Annotated in this window: 25 protein-coding genes; 17 read left to right on the top strand and 8 right to left on the bottom strand. The window is 72.0% G+C overall.

Annotated features, from left to right (window positions below; translation table 11 throughout):
• Positions 1-9: 9 nt before the first annotated feature.
• On the bottom strand, positions 10-1,335 hold the full coding sequence (locus ACGFT2_RS32410; protein WP_393285382.1) for a DUF2252 domain-containing protein: 1,326 nt from the start codon (positions 1,333-1,335) through the stop codon (positions 10-12).
• Positions 1,336-1,639: 304 nt separating this feature from the next.
• On the opposite strand from ACGFT2_RS32410, the gene dnaE reads away from it, so the two are divergent.
• Positions 1,640-5,179 carry a DNA polymerase III subunit alpha gene (gene dnaE / locus ACGFT2_RS32405; RefSeq protein WP_393285380.1) on the top strand — a complete coding sequence of 1,180 codons (3,540 nt, stop codon included), beginning with the start codon at positions 1,640-1,642 and terminating at the stop codon, positions 5,177-5,179.
• Between the two features lie 94 nt (positions 5,180-5,273).
• Here the strand turns inward: dnaE and ACGFT2_RS32400 are convergent, their stop codons facing one another.
• Positions 5,274-5,453, bottom strand: a complete 180-nt coding sequence (locus ACGFT2_RS32400) for a hypothetical protein (protein ID WP_393285378.1) — start codon at positions 5,451-5,453, stop codon at positions 5,274-5,276.
• 225 nt (positions 5,454-5,678) lie between these two features.
• Between ACGFT2_RS32400 and ACGFT2_RS32395 the strand changes: the two genes are divergently transcribed.
• The 4 genes from ACGFT2_RS32395 to ACGFT2_RS32380 all read left to right on the top strand — a co-directional run bounded on the left by ACGFT2_RS32395 (position 5,679) and on the right by ACGFT2_RS32380 (position 9,611).
• Positions 5,679-6,902 carry an NYN domain-containing protein gene (locus tag ACGFT2_RS32395; protein WP_393285376.1) on the top strand — a complete coding sequence of 408 codons (1,224 nt, stop codon included), beginning with the start codon at positions 5,679-5,681 and terminating at the stop codon, positions 6,900-6,902.
• A 148-nt stretch (positions 6,903-7,050) separates the two neighbouring features.
• Entirely contained in the window at positions 7,051-8,064 is a 1,014-nt protein-coding gene (locus ACGFT2_RS32390) for an ABC transporter ATP-binding protein (protein ID WP_393285374.1), read from the top strand.
• A gap of 64 nt (positions 8,065-8,128) precedes the next feature.
• Positions 8,129-8,950, top strand: a complete 822-nt coding sequence (locus ACGFT2_RS32385; RefSeq protein WP_393285372.1) for an ABC transporter permease — start codon at positions 8,129-8,131, stop codon at positions 8,948-8,950.
• A 34-nt stretch (positions 8,951-8,984) separates the two neighbouring features.
• Entirely contained in the window at positions 8,985-9,611 is a 627-nt protein-coding gene (locus tag ACGFT2_RS32380; protein WP_393285369.1) for an AAA family ATPase, read from the top strand.
• 202 nt (positions 9,612-9,813) lie between these two features.
• On the opposite strand, the gene ybaK is transcribed toward ACGFT2_RS32380, so the two are convergent.
• The 4 genes from ybaK to ACGFT2_RS32360 all read right to left on the bottom strand — a co-directional run bounded on the left by ybaK (position 9,814) and on the right by ACGFT2_RS32360 (position 14,204).
• Positions 9,814-10,314, bottom strand: coding sequence for a Cys-tRNA(Pro) deacylase (gene ybaK, locus ACGFT2_RS32375; RefSeq protein ID WP_393285366.1), 501 nt, complete (start codon positions 10,312-10,314; stop codon positions 9,814-9,816).
• A 34-nt stretch (positions 10,315-10,348) separates the two neighbouring features.
• Positions 10,349-11,089, bottom strand: coding sequence for an LON peptidase substrate-binding domain-containing protein (locus ACGFT2_RS32370; protein WP_393285364.1), 741 nt, complete (start codon positions 11,087-11,089; stop codon positions 10,349-10,351).
• 11 nt (positions 11,090-11,100) lie between these two features.
• Entirely contained in the window at positions 11,101-12,153 is a 1,053-nt protein-coding gene (locus ACGFT2_RS32365) for a hypothetical protein (protein WP_393285361.1), read from the bottom strand.
• Positions 12,154-12,626: 473 nt separating this feature from the next.
• Positions 12,627-14,204, bottom strand: a complete 1,578-nt coding sequence (locus ACGFT2_RS32360) for an oxidoreductase (protein ID WP_393285358.1) — start codon at positions 14,202-14,204, stop codon at positions 12,627-12,629.
• Positions 14,205-14,415: 211 nt separating this feature from the next.
• On the opposite strand from ACGFT2_RS32360, the gene hisD reads away from it, so the two are divergent.
• From hisD to ACGFT2_RS32310, 10 genes are all read left to right on the top strand, one after another.
• Positions 14,416-15,741, top strand: a complete 1,326-nt coding sequence (gene hisD / locus ACGFT2_RS32355) for a histidinol dehydrogenase (RefSeq protein WP_393285355.1) — start codon at positions 14,416-14,418, stop codon at positions 15,739-15,741.
• A complete protein-coding gene (locus ACGFT2_RS32350) occupies positions 15,738-16,859 on the top strand; it encodes a histidinol-phosphate transaminase (protein WP_393285352.1) in 1,122 nt (373 codons plus the stop codon). Before hisD ends, ACGFT2_RS32350 begins: the two co-directional genes overlap by 4 nt.
• Positions 16,856-17,449, top strand: a complete 594-nt coding sequence (gene hisB, locus ACGFT2_RS32345) for an imidazoleglycerol-phosphate dehydratase HisB (protein WP_030743584.1) — start codon at positions 16,856-16,858, stop codon at positions 17,447-17,449. The genes ACGFT2_RS32350 and hisB overlap by 4 nt, the downstream gene beginning before the upstream one ends.
• A 3-nt stretch (positions 17,450-17,452) precedes the next feature.
• Complete coding sequence (locus ACGFT2_RS32340; RefSeq protein ID WP_258780527.1) at positions 17,453-17,617, top strand: hypothetical protein; 165 nt, start codon at positions 17,453-17,455, stop codon at positions 17,615-17,617.
• On the top strand, positions 17,608-18,252 hold the full coding sequence (gene hisH / locus ACGFT2_RS32335; RefSeq protein WP_393285350.1) for an imidazole glycerol phosphate synthase subunit HisH: 645 nt from the start codon (positions 17,608-17,610) through the stop codon (positions 18,250-18,252). Before ACGFT2_RS32340 ends, hisH begins: the two co-directional genes overlap by 10 nt.
• A gap of 3 nt (positions 18,253-18,255) precedes the next feature.
• Positions 18,256-18,981: a bifunctional 1-(5-phosphoribosyl)-5-((5-phosphoribosylamino)methylideneamino)imidazole-4-carboxamide isomerase/phosphoribosylanthranilate isomerase PriA gene (gene priA, locus ACGFT2_RS32330; RefSeq protein WP_393285348.1), complete on the top strand. Its 726-nt coding sequence runs from the start codon at positions 18,256-18,258 to the stop codon at positions 18,979-18,981.
• A complete protein-coding gene (locus ACGFT2_RS32325; RefSeq protein WP_393285345.1) occupies positions 18,978-19,373 on the top strand; it encodes a RidA family protein in 396 nt (131 codons plus the stop codon). The genes priA and ACGFT2_RS32325 overlap by 4 nt, the downstream gene beginning before the upstream one ends.
• On the top strand, positions 19,370-20,125 hold the full coding sequence (gene hisF, locus ACGFT2_RS32320) for an imidazole glycerol phosphate synthase subunit HisF (RefSeq protein ID WP_393285342.1): 756 nt from the start codon (positions 19,370-19,372) through the stop codon (positions 20,123-20,125). The genes ACGFT2_RS32325 and hisF overlap by 4 nt, the downstream gene beginning before the upstream one ends.
• 86 nt (positions 20,126-20,211) lie before the next feature.
• A complete protein-coding gene (locus tag ACGFT2_RS32315; protein WP_393285339.1) occupies positions 20,212-20,799 on the top strand; it encodes an ArsR/SmtB family transcription factor in 588 nt (195 codons plus the stop codon).
• Between the two features lie 73 nt (positions 20,800-20,872).
• Positions 20,873-22,090, top strand: a complete 1,218-nt coding sequence (locus tag ACGFT2_RS32310; protein WP_393285337.1) for an MFS transporter — start codon at positions 20,873-20,875, stop codon at positions 22,088-22,090.
• Positions 22,091-22,257: 167 nt separating this feature from the next.
• On the opposite strand, the gene ACGFT2_RS32305 is transcribed toward ACGFT2_RS32310, so the two are convergent.
• Positions 22,258-22,653: a VOC family protein gene (locus tag ACGFT2_RS32305; RefSeq protein ID WP_393285334.1), complete on the bottom strand. Its 396-nt coding sequence runs from the start codon at positions 22,651-22,653 to the stop codon at positions 22,258-22,260.
• A 13-nt stretch (positions 22,654-22,666) separates the two neighbouring features.
• Positions 22,667-23,302 carry a TIGR03085 family metal-binding protein gene (locus tag ACGFT2_RS32300; RefSeq protein WP_393285332.1) on the bottom strand — a complete coding sequence of 212 codons (636 nt, stop codon included), beginning with the start codon at positions 23,300-23,302 and terminating at the stop codon, positions 22,667-22,669.
• 83 nt (positions 23,303-23,385) lie between these two features.
• On the opposite strand from ACGFT2_RS32300, the gene hisI reads away from it, so the two are divergent.
• Both hisI and ACGFT2_RS32290 read left to right on the top strand, forming a co-directional pair.
• Positions 23,386-23,787 carry a phosphoribosyl-AMP cyclohydrolase gene (gene hisI, locus ACGFT2_RS32295; protein WP_393285330.1) on the top strand — a complete coding sequence of 134 codons (402 nt, stop codon included), beginning with the start codon at positions 23,386-23,388 and terminating at the stop codon, positions 23,785-23,787.
• 11 nt (positions 23,788-23,798) lie between these two features.
• Positions 23,799-25,277, top strand: a complete 1,479-nt coding sequence (locus ACGFT2_RS32290) for an anthranilate synthase component I (protein ID WP_393285327.1) — start codon at positions 23,799-23,801, stop codon at positions 25,275-25,277.
• Positions 25,278-25,293 lie beyond the last annotated feature (16 nt).

The following is a 25,293-nucleotide window of genomic DNA, read 5'->3' as shown; positions in this document are numbered from 1 at the left end:
CCGCGAAGGTTACAGGCCCGGAATCCGGCCGTTGCGGAACAGGTCCAGGAAGATCTGGTGGTCGGCACGCGCGCGTGCGCCGTAGCCGTGCGCGAACTCGACCAGGAGCGGGGCGAAGCCCTCCTCGTCGGCCGCGAGCGCCGCGTCGATGGCCCGCTCGGTGGAGAACGGCACCAGGGACTCGCCGGAGGTGTCGTCGGCGGCCGCGTGCATGGTGGCGGTGGACCGGCCCAGATCGGCGACGACGGCCGCGATCTCCTCCGGGTCGTCGATGTCGCCCCAGTCCAGGTCGACCGCGTACGGCGAGACCTCGGCGACCAGCTGACCGGAGCCGTCCAGCTCGGTCCAGCCCAGCCACGGGTCGGCGTGCGCCTGCAGGGCGCGCTGGGAGATCACCGTGCGGTGGCCCTCGTGCTGGAAGTACCCGGCGATCGCCGGGTCCGTGATGTGCCGGGAGACGGCCGGGGTCTGGGCCTGCTTGATGTAGATCACGACGTCGTTCTCCAGGGCGTCGCTGTGACCCTCCAGGAGGATGTTGTACGACGGCAGGCCGGCCGAGCCGATGCCGATGCCCCGGCGGCCGACGACGTCCTTCACGCGGTAGGAGTCGGGGCGGGCCAGCGAGGAGTCCGGCAGCGTCTCCAGATAGCCGTCGAATGCGGCCAGGACCTTGTAGCGGGTCGCCGCGTCCAGCTCGATGGAGCCGCCGCCGGCCGCGAACCGGCGCTCGAAGTCGCGGATCTCGGTCATCGAGTCCAGCAGCCCGAAGCGGGTCAGCGCGCGGGCGTCACGCAGCGCGTCCAGCAGCGGACCCTGCGCGGTGTCCAGCGTGAACGGCGGCACCTCGTCGCTCTTGGCGCCGGTGGCCAGGGCGTGGATCCGCTCGCGGTAGGCGGTGGCGTAGACCGTCACCAGCTCGGTGATCTGCTCGTCGCTGAGCGCCTTCGCGTAGCCGATGAGGGCGATGGAGGCCGAGAAGCGCTTGAGGTCCCAGGTGAAGGGGCCGACGTAGGCCTCGTCGAAGTCGTTGACGTTGAAGACCAGGCGGCCGTTGGAGTCCATGTAGGTGCCGAAGTTCTCGGCGTGCAGGTCGCCGTGGATCCACACGCGCGAGGTGCGGTCGTCCAGGTACGGGCCGCCGCGCTTCTCCGCGTCGACGTCGTGGTAGAAGAGGGCCGCCGTGCCCCGGTAGAACGCGAAGGCGGAGGCCGCCATCTTCCGGAACTTCACCCGGAACGCGGCCGGGTCGGCGGCCAGGAGCCGGCCGAAGGCGGTGTCGAAGACGGCGAGGATCTCCTCGCCGCGCTGCTCGTCGTTGAGCTGGGGGACCGACATCGCGGGGTGCCTCCTGGTGCAGGACGGTGTGCGTGAATGTGCGTGAATGGGTACGACGGCGCTTCCGCCGTCCTCAACGGGCGACGCCACGCCGGAGTGCCCGGTTCCCGGATGAAGGTACGCGGGGAAGCCCGCCGAGTGTCAGCGCCGGGGCATAGACTTCGACGCTGTCCCCCAGACTGTCGGCAGTCGGTCCGCGGCCGGTCGGAAGATCGTCGGCGCCCGTTCGCCCGCCCGTCTCCGGACCACCGCTCCGCAACGAGGCGCTTCGCGCCGCACCTGTTCGATCTTGGAGGCCGAAACCGTGTCGAAGCCGCCCTTCACGCACCTGCACGTCCACACCCAGTACTCGCTGCTGGACGGTGCCGCGCGGCTCAAGGACATGTTCGACGCCTGCAACGAGATGGGCATGACGCACATCGCCATGTCCGACCACGGCAACCTGCACGGGGCGTACGACTTCTTCCACAGTGCGAAGAAGGCCGGGGTCACCCCGATCATCGGGATCGAGGCGTATGTCGCCCCCGAGTCACGGCGCAACAAGCGCAAGATCCAGTGGGGCCAGCCGCACCAGAAGCGGGACGACGTGTCCGGTTCGGGTGGTTACACCCACAAGACGATCTGGGCGGCGAACGCGACGGGCCTGCACAACCTCTTCCGCCTCTCCTCGGACGCCTACGCCGAGGGCTGGCTGCAGAAGTGGCCCCGGATGGACAAGGAGACCATCTCCCAGTGGTCGGAGGGGCTCATCGCCTCCACCGGCTGCCCCTCCGGCGAGGTGCAGACCCGGCTGCGGCTGGGCCAGGAGGAGGAGGCCCTCAAGGCGGCCGCCGACTACCAGGACATCTTCGGCAAGGACCGGTACTTCCTGGAGCTGATGGACCACGGCATCGACATCGAGCACCGCGTCCGCGACGGGCTGCTCGCCATCGGCAAGAAGCTCGGCATCCCGCCGCTGGTGACGAACGACTCCCACTACACGTACGCGCACGAGGCGGGTGCCCACGACGCGCTGCTGTGCATCCAGACCGGCAAGAACCTCTCCGACCCGGACCGCTTCCGCTTCGACGGCACCGGCTACTACCTGAAGTCCACGGACGAGATGTACGCCATCGACTCCTCGGACGCCTGGCAGGAGGGCTGCGCCAACACCCTCCTGGTCGCCGAGCAGATCGACACCTCCGGCATGTTCGAGTCCCGCAACCTCATGCCGAAGTTCGACATCCCCGACGGCTACACCGAGGTCACCTGGTTCCAGGAGGAGGTCCGCCGCGGCATGGAGCGCCGCTTCCCCGGCGGCATCCCCGACGACCGCCAGAAGCAGGCCGATTACGAGATGGACGTCATCATCCAGATGGGGTTCCCGGGGTACTTCCTCGTCGTCGCCGACTTCATCATGTGGGCCAAGAAGCAGGGCATCGCGGTCGGCCCCGGCCGTGGCTCGGCGGCCGGTTCGATCGTCGCGTACGCCATGGGCATCACCGACCTCGACCCCATCCCGCACGGCCTGATCTTCGAGCGGTTCCTCAACCCCGAGCGCGTCTCCATGCCCGATGTCGACATCGACTTCGACGAGCGCCGGCGCGTCGAGGTGATCCGGTACGTGACCGAGAAGTACGGCGCCGACAAGGTCGCCATGATCGGCACCTACGGAAAGATCAAGGCGAAGAACGCCATCAAGGACTCCGCGCGCGTCCTGGGCTACCCCTACGCCATGGGCGACCGCCTGACCAAGGCCATGCCCGCCGACGTCCTCGGCAAGGGCATCGACCTCAACGGCATCACCGACCCCTCCCACCCGCGCTACAGCGAGGCGGGCGAGATCCGGGCGATGTACGAGAACGAACCGGACGTGAAGAAGGTCATCGACACCGCCAAGGGCGTCGAGGGCCTGGTCCGGCAGATGGGTGTGCACGCGGCCGGCGTCATCATGTCCAGCGAGACCATCACCGAGCACGTCCCCGTGTGGGTGCGGCACACCGACGGCGTGACCATCACGCAGTGGGACTACCCGAGCTGCGAGTCGCTCGGCCTGCTGAAGATGGACTTCCTCGGCCTGCGCAACCTGACGATCATGGACGACGCCGTCAAGATGGTGAAGTCCAACAAGGGCGTCGACATCGACCTGTTGAGCCTCCCGCTCGACGACCCGACGACCTTCGAACTGCTCCAGCGCGGCGACACCCTCGGCGTCTTCCAGTTCGACGGCGGCCCCATGCGCTCGCTGCTGCGCCTGATGAAGCCCGACAACTTCGAAGACATCTCCGCCGTGTCGGCGCTCTACCGTCCCGGCCCGATGGGCATGGACTCGCACACCAACTACGCGCTGCGCAAGAACAAGCTCCAGGAGATCACCCCCATCCACAAGGAGCTCGAAGAGCCCCTCACGGAGGTCCTGGACGTCACCTACGGCCTGATCGTCTACCAGGAGCAGGTGCAGAAGGCCGCCCAGATCATCGCCGGGTACTCGCTCGGCGAGGCCGACATCCTGCGCCGCGTGATGGGCAAGAAGAAGCCCGAGGAACTGGCCAAGAACTTCACCATCTTCCAGGCCGGCGCCCGCAAGAACGGCTACAGCGACGAGGCGATCCAGGCCCTGTGGGACGTCCTGGTCCCCTTCGCCGGCTACGCCTTCAACAAGGCCCACTCGGCGGCGTACGGCCTGGTCTCGTACTGGACCGCCTATCTGAAGGCGAACTACCCCGCCGAGTACATGGCGGCGCTGCTCACCTCGGTCAAGGACGACAAGGACAAGTCCGCGATCTACCTCAACGAGTGCCGCCGCATGGGCATCAAGGTGCTCCCGCCGAACGTCAACGAGTCGGAGTCCAACTTCGCCGCCCAGGGCGACGACGTGATCCTCTTCGGCCTCTCCGCCGTCCGCAACGTCGGCACCAACGTGGTCGAGTCGATCATCAAGTGCCGCAAGGCCAAGGGGAAGTACAGCTCCTTCCCCGACTACCTCGACAAGGTCGACGCGGTCGTCTGCAACAAGCGCACCACCGAGTCCCTGATCAAGGCCGGCGCCTTCGACTCGATGGGCCACACCCGCAAGGGCCTCACCGCGCAGTACGAACCGATGATCGACAACGTGGTCGCGGTCAAGCGCAAGGAGGCCGAGGGCCAGTTCGACCTCTTCGGCGGCATGGGCGAGGAGACCAGCAGCGAGCCCGGCTTCGGCCTCGACGTCGAGTTCACCACCGACGAGTGGGAGAAGACCTACCTGCTCGCGCAGGAGCGCGAGATGCTCGGTCTCTACGTCTCCGACCACCCGCTCTTCGGCCTGGAGCACGTCCTGGCCGACAAGGCCGACGCGGGCATCTCCCAGCTCACCGGGGGCGAGCACTCCGACGGCGCCGTCGTCACCATCGGCGGCATCATCTCGGGCCTGCAGCGCAAGATGACCAAGCAGGGCAACGCCTGGGCGATCGCCACCGTCGAGGACCTCGCGGGCTCCATCGAGTGCATGTTCTTCCCGGCGACGTACCAGCTGGTGTCGACCCAACTCGTCGAGGACGCGGTCGTGTTCGTCAAGGGCCGGCTGGACAAGCGCGAGGACGTGCCGCGGCTCGTCGCCATGGAGCTGATGGTCCCCGACCTGTCCAACGCGGGCACCAACGCGCCGGTGATCCTCACCATCCCGGCCACCCGGGTCACCCCGCCCATGGTCAGCCGGCTCGGCGAGATCCTCAGCCACCACAAGGGCGACAGCGAGGTCCGCATCAAGCTCCAGGGCCCGCGCAAGACCACCGTGCTGCGCCTGGACCGGCACCGGGTCAAGCCCGACCCGGCGCTCTTCGGCGACCTGAAGGTGCTGCTCGGCCCGTCCTGCCTGGCGGGCTAGAGCGACGCCCCGGCGGGCCGGAACGACGACGTGCGAAGGGGCGCACCCTGGAGGGTGCGCCCCTTCTCTGTGCATGCTGGGCTTCAACTGCCCTTTAGTTGTGGCCGAAGCTCTTGTGCTTCTTGCGCGCAACATCCGCGGGGCTACCCGCGACGCCCGCCATCGGAGACTCCTGCTCCTCCGCCGACGGACGCTGTGCGCGCTCCTGAGCGTGCTCGCTCTGCTGGGCGCGGTTCTGCGGGCCAGCCTGCTTGCGGTTCTTGTTCTTGGCCATGGTGATCTGCCTCCTGTGGGGGATCTAGGGGCCAGGGCCGGATCCAGATTCACATAGGCTGATATCAGGCGCATGTCGGATAATTACCGTGTGTGACAGGGAAGGTGGGCGAGCGGGAGCCACAAACGCCACGCCGATGATCGAGTTCGGGCCGTTAACCCCCGCGCGGTCGGGCAGACTCGGAGCAAGTCCGAAGCAAAACCTCCCGGGAAGAGGGTGAGTCGCGTGGACCGCTGCATCGTCCTGGTGGACGCCGGGTATCTGCTGGGAGCCGCCGCCAGCCTCCTTGCCGGCGAGCCCTCGCGGTCCCGGATCACCGTCGACCACGCCGCGCTGATCCAGGCGCTGCGCGAACGCGCGGAGGCGGAGACCGAGCGGCCCCTGCTGCGCATCTACTGGTTCGACGGCGCCCCCGACCGGGTCCCCCAGCCGGAGCACCGGCGGCTGCGCGTGATGCCCCGGGTCACCGTCCGCCTCGGCGCACTCACCCGAAGTGACGGGCGCTGGGCGCAGAAGGGCGTGGACGCGGCCATGCACGCCGAGCTGACCGAGCTGGCCCGCAACCGCGCCTGCTCCGACGTCGTCCTCGTCACCGGTGACGGCGATCTCCTGCCCGGCATGATGGCCGCCAAGGAGCACGGCGTCGCCGTCCACCTGTGGGCCGTCCAGGCCGCCGACGGGGACTACAACCAGTCCGAGGACCTGGTCGCCGAGGCCGACGAGCGGCGGGTGCTGGACCGCGCGTGGATCACCCAGGCCGTCCGGGCCAAGGAGCTGACCGGGGTCTGCGCGCCGCCGCCCGTGCCCCGGCCCGAGATCGCCGCGATCCTCTCGGCGCCGCTGCCCGAGTCCGCGCTCGCCTCCACCGCCGACGGGCCCGCCGACGAGCAGGGCGCGCACCCCCCGGGCGGCCCTTCCACCGGGAACGGCGCCCAGGAGCGGGTCCCCGCCCCCAAGGGCGTGCCCACCCCCAAGGACCTCGCCGCGCTGCGCGCACCGGGCCTCCAGCCCGCGCAGCCCCCCACGACGGCGACCCTGCGCTGGTCCTCCGACAAGGGCTGGGTGGACCGCCCGGGCGCCGTCCCCGAGCCGCCCGAGGTCGCCTCCATGCCGACGCTGGCCCAGCTCACCACGGCCGAGCAGCGGTGGGCCGACCGCGAGGAGGACATCACCACGGTCGGCGGCGACCCCTACGAAGTGGGCCAGGTCTTCGCCCGCCGCTGGATGTCCCGGCTCGGCGACCAGCCCCAGCTGCAGAAGCTCTCGCAGATGTACCCGCGCATCCCGCACCGCATCGACGGGGAGCTGCTGCGGTACGCGGCGCGGTTCGGGCTGCTGGCCCACAAGGACGACCAGATCGACGAGCACGACCGCTACGCCATTCGGGCGGGGTTCTGGCGGGAGGTCGACGTCCCGGCCGCCGCCGAGCACGCGGGGACCGGCGAGTGAGCGCGCCCGCCGGTACCGACGGCGCGGACGGTGCCGACGGGCCTCTCAGGTGTGGCCGGGCGCCGGTGTGCCGGAATTTCTCGCGGGTCGCGTGCGGAGGTGGACCCAAAGGCGAGTAAAGGCCCCCGACCCCGTAGTCTCGTCCCTTGTGAATACGCGCGCGGTACCGGCACCTCGGCATGACGAGGTCGTACGCGTGCGCGGGCTCAGCAAGACCTACCCGGCCGTCAAGGGGCGGCGCGGGACGACCGGCACTCCCGAGGTCCGGGCCACCGACGAGGTCGAGCTGGACGTGCGGCGCGGCGAGGTGTTCGGGCTGCTCGGGCCGAACGGCGCGGGCAAGTCCACCCTGGTGCGCCAGCTGACCGGGCTGCTGCGGCCGGACGCCGGCCGCGTGGAGATCCTCGGCCACGACATCGTCAAGCACCCCGAGCGGGCCGCGCGCATCCTCGCCTACCTGGGTCAGGAGTCCTCCGCCCTGGACGAACTGACGGTCTCGCTGGCCGCCGAGACCACCGGACGCCTGCGCGGCCTGGACGTACGGCGGGCGCGGGCCGAGCGGGACGCCGTGCTGGAGGAGCTGGGGCTCACCCCGATCGCCGGGCGGGCGCTGAGGAAGCTGTCCGGCGGACAGCGGCGGCTGGCCTGCCTCGCCGCCGCCCTCGTCGGGCGGCGGCCGCTGCTCGTGCTGGACGAGCCGACCACCGGAATGGACCCGGTGGCCCGGCGCGCGGTCTGGGCGGCCCTCGACCGGCGGCGCGCCGAGCACGGTGCAACCGTGCTGCTGGTCACCCACAACGTCATCGAGGCCGAGACGGTGCTCGACCGGGTCGCCGTGCTCGACCAGGGCCGGGTCATCGCCTGCGACACCCCGGCGGGGCTCAAGGAACGGGTCGCGGGCGAGGTGCGGGTCGAGCTGGTGTGGCGGGAGCGCGCCCCGCTGGAGGTGCCCGAGGTCGCGGTGCTGCGCGAGCGGGCTGCGGAGTCCGGCCGGCGCTGGACGCTCCGGCTGGCGCCCGAGGAGGCCCGTGCCGTCGTCGCCACCGTGACCGGCGGGGCCGCGTTCGCCGCCCTGGACGACTTCACGCTCGCCACTCCCAGCCTGGAGGACGTCTACCTGGCACTGGGCGGCGCGGCCCGTCAGGGGCTGGTGAAGACATGAGCGCGCGGGCCGCGGAATGCGTATGGATGTGCGCGACTGCCGTAGCGAAGGGGAACAGTTCGTCGTGAGTGTCGTACCGGCCGAGGTTCTGCGGGGCGGCGCCCGGGCCGTGCCCGAGGCGGCACCGGCCGCGGCCGAGCTGGGTCCGCCCGTGCGGCTGTGGCCCTCGCTGGTGGCCGTCTACCGCGCACAGCTCTCCCGGGCCCGGGTGGCCCGCATCCCGCTGCTGTTCGTGGCGACCTTCCAGTCCGTGGGCATCGCCGTGATGATGCGCGGCGTCGTCGACAGCGGCAGCGAGGCCCAGTCCGTGGTGGCCGGCTCCTCCGTGCTGGTCGTCGCGTACGTGGCGCTGAACCTGCTGTCGCAGTACTTCGGGCAGTTGCGGGCCAGCGGCGGGCTCGATCACTACGCCACCCTGCCGGTGCCGCCGGCCGCGGTGGTGCTGGGCGCGGCGGCGGCGTACGCCTCCTTCACCGTGCCGGGGACCCTGGTGACCGCCCTCTTCGGCTGCGCACTGTTCGGGCTGCCGCTGTCCAACCTGTGGATTCTGCTGGCCGTGATCCCGCTCGCCGGTGCCGCGCTGGCCGGGCTCGGCGCCGCCTGCGGGCTGCTCGCGCCCCGGCCGGAGCTGGCCACGCTGCTCGGGCAGCTGGGCATGTCGGCGGCGCTGCTGCTGGGTGTGCTGCCCGCCGACCGGATGCCGGAGATCGTGCGTCTGGCCCGCGATCTGCTGCCTTCGACCTACGGCGTGGAGGCGTACGCCCGGACCTTCGGGGCACACCCGGACTGGGCCGTCGTCCTCGTTGACCTGGGGGTGTGCGCGGGTGTCGGAGTGGTCTCGCTGGCGGTGGCGACCTGGGCGTACCGCAGGGCCGCCGTCCGGTGACGCGGCGCACAGCGCGACCTGGCACGATGTCAGGGTGACCGCACCGCTGACTCCGCCTCCGCCGCCGCACGACAACTCCGCGCACCAGGTCTGGCGGACTTCCCCGCCTGCCGGGGCGCCGGGCGCGGACGTGTACGAACAGGACGGCCCCGGGATGAAGACGGAAGTGCGGGAGGCCGCCGTGATCACGGTGGCGGTGGCGCTCGGCGGGGCACTGCTGGGACTGCTGTGGTGGTGGCTGGCGCCGCACGTGCCGCTGGTCGGCGACGAGGTCGGCAAGAGCTGGGTGGTCTACCTCAAGGACACCGAGGGGGAGCAGGCGGCCGGAGTGGACGGAACGTTCACTCTGCTCGCTCTGGCCTTCGGACTGGTCAGCGCGGTGGTCGTCTTCCTGTGGCGGCGGCGCGGGGGTGTGCCGCTCGTCGTGGCCCTCGGCCTCGGCGGGCTTCTCGGCTCCGTGCTGGCCTGGCGGCTGGGGGTGTGGCTGGGCCCCGAGTCCGACGTGCTCGCGCACGCGAGGGCCGTGGGCAAGGGGGTCACCTTCTCGGCGCCGCTGAAGCTCGCGGCGAAGGGGGCGCTGCTGGCCTGGCCGCTCGCCGCGTTGCTGGTGCACCTCGGCCTCATGGCGCTGTTCGGGCCACGGGACCCCGAGACACCGTGACCGGCCGGCCCCGCCCGGCCGGCCCCGTAGCCGTCTTCCTCCGCTGCGCCGGCCGTTCCGCAGCCTGCTCGGGTCCTCCCGGCCGGCGTCGGTGGCACCCTGCCAGGTCCCCGGGCCGGCGGCGGTGGCACCCTGCCAGGTCCCCGGGCCGGCGGCGGTGGCACCCCGCCAGGTCCCCGGGCCGGCGGCGGTGGCGTTCCGTTCAGGCCCGTCCGACGGGCGCCAGTACCGCTTCCGTGAGCTTCGCCAGATCGTCCGGTGCCAGCTCCACCTCCAGGCCCCGGCGGCCCGCCGAGACGCAGATCGTCGGGTGGGACGGTGCCGAGTCGTCGAGGACCGTGCGGAGCCTCTTGCGCTGGCCGAGCGGGGAGATGCCGCCGCGGACGTAGCCCGTGGTGCGCTCGGCGAGGGCCGGGTCGGCCATGGCCGCCCGCTTGCCGCCCACCGCCGCGGCGAGGGCCTTCAGGTCCAGCGAGCCGGCCACCGGGACGACGCCGACGACCAGTTCGCCGTCCACGTCGGCGACCAGGGTCTTGAAGACGCGGGCGGGGGAGACGCCCATCGCCTCCGCCGCCTCCTCGCCGTAGGAGGGGTGCGCCGGATCGTGGTCGTAGGAGTGGACGGTGAACTCCACGCCCGCCGCCGTCAGGGCCACCGTCGCGGGCGTGCCCCCGGACTGCTGTTTCTTCGGCTTCTTCGCCATCGGAGTGTCTCGGCCTCGGTCTTCCCGGTGTCGCTCAGTTCAGGCTCGTCGGCGTCCGCGTCAGCTCGAAAGCGGGCAACGACGGCAGATTACGGATGATGGACGTCTCGGCGCGAAGGAGTTTCAGCTCGTCCCGCAGCCGGGACGCGGTGTCCGGGGCCTGCAGCAGCCGCTGCTTGGTGGGCGTGTCGTGCACCATCGCTGCGGCCACCAGGTACGACACCACGCTCGGGTCGTCCGGCAGGTCGGCGCCGGTGGACAGCGAGCGTTCGCGGGCCCCTGCCAGGCGCTTCTGGTACTGGCGGAAGGACCGCAGCACCCCCTCGGCCAGCGCCCCGGCCTCGTCGCCGGGTTCCTCGGGCAGCTCCTCCACCTCCGCCGTCAGGAAGGGGCCCGAGGTGTCCACGGACAGCAGCCGCACCCGGGTCGTGCCGGTCGCCAGCACCTCGAACGTGCCGTCGGCCCGTTCCCGGATGGTCGCGGCGTCCGCCACACAGCCCACCCCGTGGAAAGACTTCAGGGGGTCGGGGCCGAACCCGGCGGCCGGGCCCCGCTCGGGCTGTGCCGTGGGATCCGGCATGCCCGGGGCGCTCGGCGCCACCTCGTGGCCGTCGCGGATGGCCACGACGGCGAATCGGCGCGGTTCGTCCTCGGGGGTCTTGAGCAGCTCGCGCAGCATGGCGCGATATCGCTCCTCGAAGACGTTCAGCGGCAGCACGAGCCCCGGGAACAGCACCGAGTTCAGCGGAAAGAGCGGGAGACGGGCGGTGGTCACGGCGCCCCAGCCTAGTGGTCACCGGCGCACACGTGTCCGCCGTGCCCGTCCAGCGGGTCAGCGCTCTCCCAAATCAGCCCGGCCGGGACGGGCTGCGAACCGGCCGTCAGGAGGTGCTCGCGCACGCGCAGGAAGTGTCCCAGCGGGTCGTCCGAGAGCCGGTCCCAGGGGAAGGACGTGGCATACGGGCCGATCAGGCGCAGCTGGGTGCGCGCGTCCTCCGGGCGGCCCAGCCGCAGCAGGACGTACAGCAGCTTGTTGCGGACCTCGGCGGGCCACGGGTCGGCCGCCGGGAACCGGCCGGAGAGCGCGACCGCCCGGTCCGCCGCCGCGTCCAGCCGCCGGCGCGGCACCTCGGGACCGCAGCCGTCGGTCAGGTAACCGAGGGCCGCCCGGGCCGGCAGCGCCTGGACGAGCGACTCGGCCGGGGCGTCCTGCGCCGCCCGGTCCGCGAAGTCGAAGCACTCGTGGTGCGAGCCGTGCCAGAGCGCGGCCAGATAGCGCAGGGCGGCCGCGTGGCAGCCGTAGTGGTGCGGGGCGCGCCGGACGGCCGCCTCCCACACCTCCTCGAAGTACCGGTGCCCGGCCAGGGAGCCGCGCGCGTGGTCGAGCGCGATCCGCCAGGGCACCGGGTCGCGGTCGTCGGCGCGGGCGGCGGCCGTGATGAGCGGGCTCACCTCGCGCAGCAGCTCGGCGCGGGCCGGGGAGGGCCAGGCGCGGTCCACCGCCAGCTGGGCGCCGAGCAGCAGGGCGTCGGGGCCGTCGGGCGCGGTCGCACGCCACTCCTCGAACCATTCGGGGCGTGAGCGGGCGAAGGCGGCGAGCCGTCTGACGTACCGGTCGCGGTTCTCCCAGTCGGCCGCAGCGCGGGTCGCGGCCAGCAGCTCGGCGGCGGCCGCGTACTCGCCCCGCCCGGCGGCCACCAGAGCGGGCGAGAGACGGTCGTCGGGCGCGTCGAGCACGGCCTCGTCCCCGGCCGGCGGTCGGCCGGCCGGGCGCGCGGAGCGTTTGGACATCCGGGTGGGGCGGATGAACGAGGGCAGCAGAGCCATGGTGTCGACCATTGAAAGTCCGCCGGTCGAGACTGCGCCAGAGGATCACGGCAAGTCACGGAAGGTTGTACGCCCGACGGTCAAGGACGAGTAAAGGTGGCCGGATGGTGGGTGGCGGGTGGTGCGGATGGTGCGGGTGAGCGTCCCCCGGGGTGAGGTGGGTCGCCGTCCGCCGTGCCGTGGACGAGCGTCCGGCGGCCACGGGGCGCGTGTGGCGGAGAGTGGGCGTCCGTCGGGTACGGGCTGCGTGCGGCGGAGTGGGCGTCCGTCGGGCTTGGGGTGCGTGCGGCGGAGTGGGCGTCCGTCGGACATGGGCTGCGTGCGGCGGAGTGGGCGTCCGTCGGGCAGGGGTGCGTGTGGCGAGTGAGGGTCCGTCGGACACCGGCTGCGTGCGGCGGAGTGGGCGTCCGTCGGGCAGGGGGCTGCCAGACGATGGTTCGTTCCCGCCCCCGCTTTCGTGACCGTGCTGTCCGCCGGGCGCCGCGTCAGCTCCGCCGCAGCAGGCGGGTCGCCCCCGCCGCCACCGTCGTCGCCAGGATCCAGCCGAGAAGGATCATCACGGTCGCGAGCCACTGCCAGCCGCCGCGCAGCCGCCACTGGCCGGCCTGGCCCAGATCGATCACCGGCAGCAGCAGATCCAGGGTGAACAGCGCCGGACTCCAGGACGGGTGCCCGTCGTGGTTCAGCGGCGGATGGTCCGCGTGGGCGAACGTGAGCGTGCCCGCGGCCCACAGCACCGCCATCCACACCGCGGCCCGCCCCGGACGGTAGCCGTAGGCGACCGTCCAGTCCTGGACGTAGCCCCAGAACTTCCCGGCCAGCGGGAGCGTCTCGCGGCGCCGGCGCTGCTTCGCCAGCAGCACCTCGCGCGCGTCCTCGTCCTCCCCGGCCGCCCGCAGCACCGAGGCCAGCCGCTCGTACGGCTCCGGGGCGTACTCGGCGGTGGCCGCCGACACCCAGTCCAGGCGCCGGGTCAGCGGGAAGGGGCCCTGCGGGACCAGGTTCTCGTAGGCGAACCCGGCCATGTGCAGATTGCCGGCCTCCGGCCAGCTGCCCGCGCGGTCCACCAGGTTCACGATCCGGGCGCCGGACAGCGCCACCTTGCCGTGCTGCGGCTTGTCGCCGAGGAACCGCAGCTCGGGCGTCTGCACCCGGCGCAGCGACAGCTCCTGGTCCTCGGTCAGGGTGAACCGGGCCCGCTCCAGGTCGACGGCGTCCCCGAACCGCCCGTCGTCCAGGCGCACCCCGCCCCGGCACTCGAAGCTCTGGATGCGCGTCCCGCGCGCGGGTGTCGTGCCGCTCAGCAGCGGGCTGCCCACGCCGGCCGGGGTGAGGTACAGGGTGCGTTCGACCGTCAGCTGGGGCGCGTTCAGGGCGAGCCGGGAGTACGGGTTGGCGAGTCTCGCGCCGCGCAGGCTCAGCGAGACGCCGATCTTCGCGCCGCGCAGGCTCAGCTCGCCGTGCGACTCCAGCAGTTCCGCCTGCAGGTCCTGGCCGACGGTCATGCCGTCCGCCGCGATCGACCGCCCGCTGCGGTCGCGGTAGACGATCGCCTGGTTGAGCAGCAGATCGGTGCCGATGTGCGCGTCGGTCAGCCGGACCCCGTTCTGGAAGCGGCAGCGGGGAAGGTGCAGGTCGCCCTCCGTGTGCACCCGCGCCGCCTCCAGGCGGGGCACCGAGCAGTCCACCAGGCGCACGGTCGTGAACCGGGCCTCCGGCAGCCTGACCTCCTCGTCGAAGCGGCAGCCGCGCAGTTCCACATAGGGCGTGACCGTGCCGCCCGCAAGGTCCAGGGTGTCGGTGATCCGTACGCCGACGAGCTTCAGGGCGGCCACCCGGCCCGCGAGGGCGGGCGGGCCGTCCAGCAGCAGCCAGCACACGATGCGCGCCCGCACGGTGCGCCCGGGCCCCCAGGGATGACCGCCGTGGGGATCGTCCACCACGGCGTCCCCGCTGCTCAGGTCGTACACGCTGCCGTTGCGGAAGGCCTGCCACATGCCCGCCTCGGCCGCGGTCAGGTCGTCCGGCAGGTCCCCGGCGCGCGGGCCGGTCCCCTCGGTCACCGCTCTTCCTTCCTCCTCGCCCGTCCGGGCTACTCGTGGGTCACATGTGTCGTACTGGCGTTCATGCCCGGTGCGTGACGCCTCGAACACCATGCGTGAGGATGGTCTTCCGGGTTCCGGCCACCCTATGTACCAGCATTTGGCCCATGTTCTGTATCAGCCATTGATACGCGCGAACGGCTCCGGACGCCGGTCTGAGAGAATTGGGACTGTGATCTCCCGAATCGATCTGCGCGGCGACGCCCTCCCCGAGGGCCCCGCCCTGCGCGACCTGCTGCCCCGAGCCGACTTCGACGTGGCGGCCGCCCTGGAGAAGGTGCGTCCGATCTGTGAAGCCGTGCATCATCGGGGCGACGCGGCGCTGATCGACTTCGCCGAGAAGTTCGACGGAGTACGGCTGGAATCCGTCCGTGTCCCGGCCCGAGCGCTCACCGAGGCGCTCGCCGCTCTCGACCCGGCCGTGCGCGCCGCCCTCGAGGAGTCCATCCGCCGCGCCCGGCTGGTCCACCGCGCGCAGCGCCGTACGACGCACACCACGCAGGTCGTGCCCGGCGGCTCGGTGACCGAGAAGTGGGTGCCGGTCGACCGCGTCGGGCTGTACGCGCCGGGCGGCCGCTCCGTCTACCCGTCCTCCGTGATCATGAACGTCGTGCCCGCGCAGGAGGCCGGCGTCGAGTCCATCGCGCTGGCCTCCCCGGCCCAGGCCGAGTTCGGCGGCCTGCCGCACCCGACGATCCTCGCCGCCTGCGCCCTGCTCGGCGTGGACGAGGTGTACGCGGCCGGCGGTGCCACCGCCGTCGCGATGTTCGCCCACGGCACCGAGTCCTGCCCGCCCGCGAACATGGTCACCGGCCCGGGCAACATCTGGGTGGCCGCGGCCAAGCGCTACTTCACCGGGAAGATCGGCATCGACGCCGAGGCCGGACCCACCGAGATCGCGATCCTCGCGGACGAGAGCGCCGATCCGGTGCACGTCGCCTCGGACCTGATCAGCCAGGCCGAGCACGACCCGCTGGCCGCCGCCGTCCTCGTCACCGACTCCGCCGAGCTGGCGGCCGCGGTCGAGAAGGAGCTGGAGCCGCAGGTCGGGGCCACCAAGCACGTCGAGGACCGGATCCGCCCGGCCCTCGCGGGCAGGCAGTCCGCGATCGTGCTGGTCGACGGCATCGAGGAGGGCCTGCGGGTGGTCGACGCGTACGGCGCCGAGCACCTGGAGATCCAGACCGCCGACGCCGCGGCGGTCGCCGACCGGGTCAGGAACGCCGGCGCGATCTTCATCGGACCCTGGGCCCCCGTCTCGCTCGGCGACTACGCGGCCGGGTCCAACCACGTCCTGCCCACCGGTGGCTGCGCCTGCCACTCCTCGGGCCTGTCCGTCCAGTCCTTCCTGCGCGGCATCCACATCGTCGACTACACCAGGGACGCGCTGGCCGAGGTCGCGCACCACGTGGTCACGCTCGCGGAGGCGGAGGACCTGCCGGCACACGGCGCGGCGATCAAGGCGAGGTTCGGCTGGAAGGTACCCGAGAGCAAGTGACCGGCAACCCGTCGTCCCCCTGGGACGAGCTTCCCATCCGCGACGAGCTGCGCGGCAAGTCCCCCTACGGCGCGCCCCAGCTGGACGTCCCCGTACGGCTGAACACCAACGAGAACCCCTACCCGCTGCCCGAGCCGCTGGTCGAGCGGATCACACAGCGGGTGCGCGAGGCCGCCCGCGGCCTGAACCGCTACCCCGACCGGGACGCGGTCGAGCTGCGCACCGAGCTGGCCGCGTATCTGACCAGGACCGGCGGGCACCCGCTCGGCGTCGAGAACGTCTGGGCGGCCAACGGGTCCAACGAGATCATCCAGCAGCTGCTGCAGACCTTCGGCGGGCCGGGCCGCACGGCGATCGGCTTCGAGCCGTCGTACTCGATGCACGCGCTGATCGCGCGCGGCACCAACACGGGCTGGATCCCCGGTCCGCGCACCGAGGACTTCGGGATCGACGTCGCCGCCGCCGAGCGGGCCGTCGCCGAGCTCCGGCCGGACGTCGTCTTCATCACCACCCCCAACAACCCCACGGGCAACTCGGTGCCGCCGGAGACGGTCCTCGCGCTGTACGACGCCGCCCAGGCGGCCAAGCCGTCGATGGTGATCGTGGACGAGGCGTACGTCGAGTTCAGTCACGGCGACTCGCTGCTGCCGATGCTGGCCGACCGCCCCCACCTGGTCGTCTCCCGCACCATGTCGAAGGCGTTCGGCGCGGCCGGGCTCCGCCTCGGCTACCTCGCCGCGCACCCCGCGGTGGTGGACGCCGTCCAGCTGGTCCGGCTGCCGTACCACCTCTCGGCGATCACCCAGGCGACCGCCCTGGCCGCGCTGGAGCACACGGACACGCTGCTCGGCTATGTCGAGCAGCTGAAGTCGGAGCGGGACCGGCTGGTCGCCGAGCTGCGTGCGATCGGCTACGCCGTCACCGATTCCGACGCCAACTTCGTGCAGTTCGGCCGGTTCGAGGACGCCCACGAGGCCTGGCGGAAGATCCTCGACCGCGGTGTCCTGGTCCGGGACAACGGCGTGCCGGGATGGCTGCGGGTGTCCGCCGGAACCCCCGAAGAGAACGACGCGTTCCTCGACGCGGTCCGTGAAGTGAAGAAGGAGTCCCAGGTATGAGCCGCGTAGGACGCGTGGAGCGCACCACCAAGGAGACCTCGGTCCTGGTCGAGATAGACCTCGACGGCACCGGGCGGACCGACATCGCCACCGGGGTCGGCTTCTACGACCACATGCTCGACCAGCTCGGCCGGCACGGTCTGTTCGACCTGACCGTGAAGACCGACGGCGACCTGCACATCGACTCCCACCACACCATCGAGGACACCGCCCTCGCGCTGGGTGCCGCCTTCAAGCAGGCGCTCGGCGACAAGGTGGGCATCTACCGCTTCGGCAACTGCACGGTCCCGCTGGACGAGTCCCTCGCCCAGGTCACCGTCGACCTCTCCGGCCGCCCCTACCTCGTGCACACCGAGCCCGAGAAGATGGCGCCGATGATCGGCGAGTACGACACGACGATGACCCGGCACATCCTGGAGTCCTTCGTCGCCCAGGCGCAGATCGCACTGCACGTGCACGTGCCGTACGGGCGCAACGCGCACCACATCGTGGAGTGCCAGTTCAAGGCGCTGGCCCGGGCGCTGCGTTACGCCTCCGAGCGCGACCCGCGCGCGGCCGGCATCCTCCCCTCCACGAAGGGCGCGCTCTAACCCATGACCGGTCTGTCGACCCTCCTGATCGTCGTCGGCCTCTTCCTCGTCGGCGGCATCATCTCCTTCGCCAAGCAGAAGATGCCCGCGAGCCTCATCGTGCTGCTCTCGATCGGCGCGGGCCTGTGCCTCGTCGCGGGCGTCATGCGGCTGGAGGTGTGGAATTGAGCACCAAGAAGGTCGTGGTCTTCGACTACGGCTTCGGCAACATCCGGTCCGCCGAGCGGGCCCTGGCCCGCGTGGGCGCCGACGTGGAGGTCACGCGCGACTTCGACAGGGCGATGGAGGCCGACGGCCTGCTCGTGCCGGGTGTCGGCGCCTTCGCCGCCTGCATGCAGGGACTGCGCGCCGCCCGCGGTGACTGGGTGATCGACCGCCGGCTGTCCGGCGGCCGCCCGGTCATGGGCATCTGCGTCGGCATGCAGATCCTCTTCGCGCGCGGCATCGAGCACGGCGTGGAGGCCGAGGGCCTGGACGAGTGGCCCGGCACGGTCGAGCCGCTCCAGGCCGACGTGGTGCCGCACATGGGCTGGAACACCGTGGACGCCCCGGCGGACTCGCAGCTGTTCGCCGGCCTCGACGCCGACGCCCGCTTCTACTTCGTGCACTCCTACGCCGTCCACGACTGGGCCATGGAGGCGCACAACCCGGTGATCGCGGCCCCCAAGGTCACCTGGTCGACACACGGCAAGCCCTTCGTGGCCGCCGTCGAGAACGGCGCCCTGTGGGCCACCCAGTTCCACCCCGAGAAGTCCGGCGACGCCGGCGCCCAGCTCCTCACCAACTGGATCGGAACCCTGTAGACCATGGCCAAGCTCGAACTCCTCCCGGCCGTCGACGTCCGCGACGGCCAGGCCGTCCGACTCGTGCACGGCGAGTCCGGGACCGAGACCTCCTACGGCTCGCCGCTGGAGGCCGCCCTCGCGTGGCAGCGTTCCGGCGCCGAGTGGCTGCACCTGGTCGACCTGGACGCCGCCTTCGGCACGGGTGACAACCGTGCGCTGATCGCCGAGGTGACCGAGGCGATGGACATCAAGGTGGAGCTGTCCGGCGGCATCCGCGACGACGACACCCTCGCCGCCGCCCTCGCCACCGGCTGCACCCGGGTGAACCTGGGCACCGCCGCTCTGGAGACCCCCGAGTGGGTCGCCGAGGTCATCGCCCGGCACGGCGACAGGATCGCCGTCGGCCTGGACGTGCGTGGCACGACCCTGCGCGGCCGTGGCTGGACCCGCGACGGCGGCGACCTCTACGAGACGCTCGCGCGGCTCGACAAGGAGGGCTGCGCCCGCTACGTCGTCACCGACATCGCCAAGGACGGCACCCTGCAGGGCCCGAACCTGGAACTGCTGAAGAACGTCTGTGCCGCCACCGACCGCCCGGTCGTGGCGTCCGGCGGCGTGTCGTCCCTGGACGACCTTCGCGCCATCGCCGAGCTGGTACCCCTCGGTGTCGAGGGCTCCATCGTCGGGAAGGCCCTGTACGCGAAGGCGTTCACCCTGGAAGAGGCCTTGGAGGCGGTGGCCCGGTGAGTGACGTACGACGCGTGTCGACCGGCGCGCCCTGGGAGGAGCAGTTCGGCTACTCCCGCGCGGTGGAACTGCCGAACGGCCTGGTGCTGATCTCGGGCTGCACGTCCATCGTGGACGGCCAGATCGCCGGGGGCGGCCCGTACGAGCAGGCGGTCAACTCCTTCAACGTGGCGCTGGCCGCGCTGGAGGAGCTGGGGCTCGGCCGCGACGATGTCGTGCGCACGCGCATGTACCTCACGCATGCGCGCGACGTCGAGGAGGTCGGGCGCGCCCACAAGGCGCTGTTCGACACCGTCCGGCCCGCCTCATCGATGATCATCGTCTCCGGTTTCGTGGACCCCAGCCTGGTCGTCGAGGTCGAGGTGGAGGCGTTCCGAGGGGGGCCGGCATGACGCTGGCCGTACGAGTCATCCCCTGCCTGGACGTGGACGACGGCCGGGTCGTCAAGGGCGTCAACTTCCAGAACCTGCGCGACGCGGGCGACCCCGTCGAGATGGCCAAGGTGTACGACGCCGAGGGCGCCGACGAGCTGACGTTCCTGGACATCACCGCCTCCTCCGGCAACCGGGAGACGACCTACGACGTGGTGCGCCGCACCGCCGAGCAGGTGTTCATCCCGCTGACGGTCGGCGGCGGGGTCCGCACGGCCGAGGACGTGGACAAGCTGCTGCGGGCGGGCGCCGACAAGGTGGGCGTGAACACCGCGGCCATCGCCCGCCCGGACCTGATCCGCGAGATCGCCGAGCGTTTCGGCCGGCAGGTGCTGGTGCTGTCGGTGGACGCGCGCCGCACCGGTCCCGGCTCCTTCGAGGTGACGACCCACGGCGGCCGCAGGGGCACCGGCATCGACGCCGTCGAGTGGGCGCACCGGGCCGCCGAGCTGGGCGCCGGGGAGATCCTGCTGAACTCCATGGACGCGGACGGCACGAAGGACGGCTACGACCTGGAGATGATCGCCGCCGTCCGCAAGCACGTCGGCGTCCCGGTGATCGCGTCGGGCGGCGCGGGCAGCCTGACCGACTTTCCGCCGGCCGTCGAGGCGGGCGCGGACGCGGTGCTGGCGGCCTCGGTCTTCCACTTCGGCGACCTGCGCATCGGCCAGGTGAAGCAGACGCTGCGCGAAGCGGGGCACCCGGTGCGCTGACCCGCGCTGAGACCGGACCGACGATACGAAAGAGAAGTTGCGCAAAATTCGTTGCGCAACTTCTCTTTCGTATCTACGGTGAGCGCATGCCGAGCGAAGAGAACCGCAGGATCACCGACGTGGGCACGCTGAAGGCCCTCGCCCATCCGCTGCGCGCCGACCTGTACCGGCTGCTGTGCGTCGAGCGGGTCGCCACGGCCTCGCAGCTCGCCGAGCGTGTGGACGAGGCCGTCTCCCTGGTCAGCTACCACCTGCGCAAGCTCGCCGAGCACGGGCTGATCGAGGAGGCGCGGCCGCAGAGCGGCGACGCACGGGAGCGGTGGTGGCAAGCCGCCTCGGACGGGGTGAGCATCCAGGACGAGGACTTCCGGGGAGAACCGGGCAGGGCGGCGGCCCATCTGGCGGCCACCCGGCTCTTCCACGACCAGCGCACCGACCGCTACCGCCGCTACCTCGACGAACGCGCCACGTGGAGTCCCGAATGGAACACCGCCGCGATCGACAACGAGTCCTGGATGCGGCTGACCCCGACGGAACTCACCGCGCTGAAGGACGAACTCGTGGCGCTCCTGCGCCGGTACGACGAACAGGGCAGGGCCGCCGAAGCAGCGGGCGGGACCGAGCGGCGCGAACACGTCGCGCTCCACATGTACGGCTTCCCGTTCCGCGTCTGAGAGAGGGCCCGTCCGTGACCGACACCGTCAACGACACCGTGACCGGCCCGCTCGTACCGGCGACCCCCCGCCCGTGGGACGCGCGGCCCACCGGGATCCCAACGTCCTGCGCTGGCTCACCGCCTACACCTCCTCCATGCTCGGCGACGGCGTCTACTACATCGCCCTGTCCTGGGCCGCCGTACAGGCCGGCAGCCCGGCCCAGGCCGGGGTGGTGATGTCCGTCAGCGCACTGCCCCGGGCCGTGCTGATGCTCGGCGGGGGAGTGCTCGCGGACCGGCTGGGCCCGCGCCGCGTCGTCATCGGCAGCGACGCCGTGCGCTGCGCGGCCGTCCTCGCCGTTGCCGCCCTGCTGTTCCTGGCCGGTCCCGGCCTGTGGCCGCTCACCCTGCTGGCGCTGGTCTTCGGCACGGTCGACGCGGTCTTCATGCCCGCCGTCGGCGCGCTTCCGGCCCGCCTCACCGCGAAGGACCAGCTCGCCCGGGTCCAGGGCATGCGCGGCCTGGCCATCCGCTTCTCGACCGTGATCGGCGCCCCGCTCGGCGGCATCGGCGTGGCCGTCGGCGGAGCCTCGGGGGCCTTCCTGCTCGCCGGGCTGCTCATCGCCGTCTCCGTCCCGCTGCTGATATGCGTGCGCGTCCGGGAACTGCCCCAGGACGACCTGCCCGGTCCTGGCCGGACCACCGCTCTGAGCGACCTCGCCGCGGGCCTGCGCTACATCCGCGGCCACCGCGTCCTGGCTCCGCTGATGCTGGCCATCGCCCTCGGCGACCTCGGTTTCGTCGGCCCGCTCAACGTCGGCCTGACCCTGCTCGCCGAGCAGCGCGGCTGGGGAGCCTCCGGCATGGGCTGGGTGCTCGCCGGGTTCGGTGCCGGCGCGGGCGCGGCCTCGCTGCTGCTGACCGTGCGGGGCCGGGTGCCCCGGGCCGGTCTGGTCATCGGGTGCGCGTGCGTCACGGGCGCGGTGGCCATCGGCGCCCTCGCCTTCGTCCCCGCGCTCGCCGCCGTCGTCGGGGTGGCCCTGGCCGTGGGCCTGCTCGCCGGGCTCAGCGGCGCCCTGTGCGGGGCGCTGCTGCAGACCGGGGCCGATCCGGCCTACCTCGGCCGGGTCACCGCCGTCTCCGGCCTGGTCAGCCTCGGCCTGGCCCCGCTGAGCATGCCGTTCGCGGCGGCCGCGATCGGTGCCTGGGGCCTCGGGCCGGTCTTCGTGGTCAGCGCCGCCGTATGCGGCCTCGGCGGAGTCGTCGCCCTAGTGGTGCCGGGCCTGCGCCGCGCCGAACTCCCCGGCTGACGGCTCACCGGATTGCCCGGCCGACCGCTGACGGATCCACCGGCCGACGGCTCACCGGATTGCCCGGCCGACCGTTACGGATCCACCGGCTGACGGCTCACCGGATTGCCCGGCCGACGGCTCACCGAACTCCCCGGCCGACCGCTCACCGGCCTCCCGCCGACCGCTCACTCCTTCGACTGGACCAGTTGCACCAGGTTGCCCACGGTGTCGTCGAAGACCGCCGCCAGCACCGGCCCCTGCTCCCGCGGCCGGTGCGTGAACCGGACACCGAGGCCGCTCAGCCGCGCGTACTCGGCCCGGATGTCGTCCACGGAGAGGACGATGCAGGGGATGCCAGCCTGGTACAGCGCGCCGCGGTAGGGCTCCGCGATGGGACTCCGCCCGGGCTCCAGCAGCAGCTGGACGTCCGGCTGGGCCCCCTGCGCCCCGACGGTGACGAACAGCGTGCCGTCCCCGAGGTCCAGGTGGGTACGCGTCTCGAAGCCGAGGACGCCCGTGTAGAAGGCGTGCGCCTGCGCGACGTCGTCCACGTACACCCCCGTCATCGCCACCTTGATCACGGGGTGACCCCTCTCAGATGCCCAGCTGCTTGGACGCGTGGAGCCGGTCGATCGCCTCGGCGTCGCCGTTCACCTCGACCGCGGCGGCGTCCTGCCGGCCGAAGACGAACATCAGCAGCTCCGAGGGCTCACCGGTCACCGTGACCACCGGAGCGCCCCGGTGCGCCACCGCCGTCTGGCCGTCCGGGCGGCGCAGCACCAGGCCCGTCGGCACCCCCCGGCCCACCAGCCGGGCCGTGCGCTCCAGCCGGGACCACAGGGCGTCCTGGAAGACGGAGTCCAGCTCGCGCCGGCTCCAGTCCGGCTGGGCACGGCGGACGTCCTCGGTGTGGACGTAGAACTCGATGATGTTGGCCGCCTCGTCCACCTGCTTGAGCTGGAAGGGCGAGAACCGCGGCGGGCCGGTGCGGATCAGCTGGATCAGCTCTTCGTACGGCTTCGCGGTGTACTCGGCCATCACCCGCTCCAGGCGCGGCGCGAGCTGTTTGACGAACGAACCGCCGGCCGCGTCCGGACGGCGCTCACGCACGATCACGTGCGCGGCCAGGTCCCGGGTCCGCCAGCCGTCGCAGAGGGTCTCGGCGTCCGGCCCGACGGTTTCCAAGAGGTCGGCGAGCAGGAGCCGTTCACGCTTGGCGAAGGTCGACATGCAGTCAGCCTACGACCAGGTGATCGGTCCGCCCAGTGGACGCGGCCCCGGCCGTGTCGGCGCGGCGCGGCACAATGGCACCCATGACCAGTACGACCGGCACCCCCCGGCCCAGCAGCCTCGACCCGGAGATCGCCGCCCGCCTCGAGCGCAGCGCCGACGGGCTCCTCCCGGCCATCGCCCAGCAGTACGACACCGGCGAGGTGCTCATGCTCGGCTGGATGGACGACGAGGCGCTGCACCGGACCCTGACCACCGGCCGCTGCACCTACTGGTCGCGCAGCCGCCGGGAGTACTGGGTCAAGGGCGACACCTCCGGGCACTTCCAGTGGGTGAAGTCGGTCGCCCTGGACTGCGACGCCGACACCGTGCTCGTCAAGGTCGACCAGGTCGGCGCCGCCTGCCACACCGGAGCGCGCACCTGCTTCGACGAGGACGTCCTGCTGAAGGACGCCGATTCCGGCCCCGCCCGTTCGGATCAGTAAGGTCAGCGGTCATGGACCTCGAGACCTTCCGCAAGCTGGCCGCCGACCGGCGTGTCATCCCGGTCACGCGCAAGCTCCTCGCCGACGGTGACACCCCGGTCGCGCTGTACCGCAAACTCGCCGCCGAGCGCCCCGGCACCTTCCTGCTGGAGTCCGCGGAGAACGGCCGCTCCTGGTCCCGGTACTCGTTCGTGGGCGTCCGCAGCGCCGCGACCCTGACCGCGCGGGACGGACGGGCCCACTGGCTGGGCACCCCGCCCGTCGGCGTCCCCACCGACGGCGACCCGCTCCACGCCCTGCGCGCCACGCTCCAGACCCTGCACACCCCCCACCAGGGGGACCTGCCGCCGTTCACCGGCGGCATGGTCGGCTACCTCGGCTACGACATCGTCCGCCGCCTGGAGAAGATCGGCCCCGGCGAGCGCGACGACCTGCGGCTGCCCGAGCTGACCATGCTCCTGACCAGCGATCTCGCGGTGATGGACCACTGGGAGGGCTCGGTCCTGCTGATCGCCAACGCGATCAACCACAACGATCTCGACACCGGCGTGGACGAGGCCTACGCCGACGCCGTGGCCCGCCTCGACGCCATGGAGGCCGACCTCACGCGCGCGGTGGCCCAGCCCCCGGCCGTCCTGCCCCCCTCCGAGCTGCCCGAGTTCACCGCGCTGTGGGGCGGCTCCGACTTCCGGGCGGCCGTCGAGGACGTCAAGGAACGCATCCGCGCGGGCGAGGCCTTCCAGGTCGTGCCCTCCCAGCGGTTCGAGACGCCGTGCACGGCGAGCGCGCTGGACGTCTACCGGGTCCTCCGGGCGACCAACCCCTCGCCGTACATGTACCTCTTCCGGTTCGAGGGGTTCGACGTCGTCGGCTCCTCGCCGGAAGCCCTGGTCAAGGTCGAGGACGGGCGGGCGATGGTGCATCCCCTCGCCGGCACCCGGCCCCGCGGGGCCACCCCGCAGGAGGACCAGGCCCTGGCCGACGAACTGCTCGCCGACGCCAAGGAGCGCGCCGAGCACCTGATGCTGGTGGACCTCGGCCGCAACGACCTCGGCCGGGTCTGCGAGCCCGGCTCGGTCGAGGTCGTCGACTTCATGTCCGTCGAGCGCTACTCGCACGTGATGCACATCGTCTCCACCGTCACCGGCAGGGTGGCCGAGAGCCGCACCGCCTTCGACGTGCTCACCGCCTGCTTCCCGGCCGGCACCCTCTCCGGCGCCCCCAAGCCGCGCGCGATGCAGATCATCGACGAGCTCGAGCCGTCCCGGCGCGGGCTGTACGGCGGCTGCGTCGGCTATCTCGACTTCGCCGGCGACTCCGACACCGCGATCGCCATCCGTACCGCCCTGCTGCGGGACGGCACGGCGTACGTGCAGGCCGGAGCCGGCATCGTCGCCGATTCCGACCCGGTGGCGGAGGACCAGGAGTGCCGCAACAAGGCGGCCGCGGTCCTGCGGGCGGTGCACACCGCCAACCGGCTGGGCAAGTAGGGCGCTTCTCATACGA

Source organism: Streptomyces sp. NPDC048514 (genome assembly GCF_043199955.1).
Classification (GTDB): Bacteria; Actinomycetota; Actinomycetes; order Streptomycetales; family Streptomycetaceae; genus Streptomyces.
The sequence above is the reverse complement of the archived record's forward strand: the minus strand, read 5'-3'. Positions and strand labels throughout refer to the sequence as shown.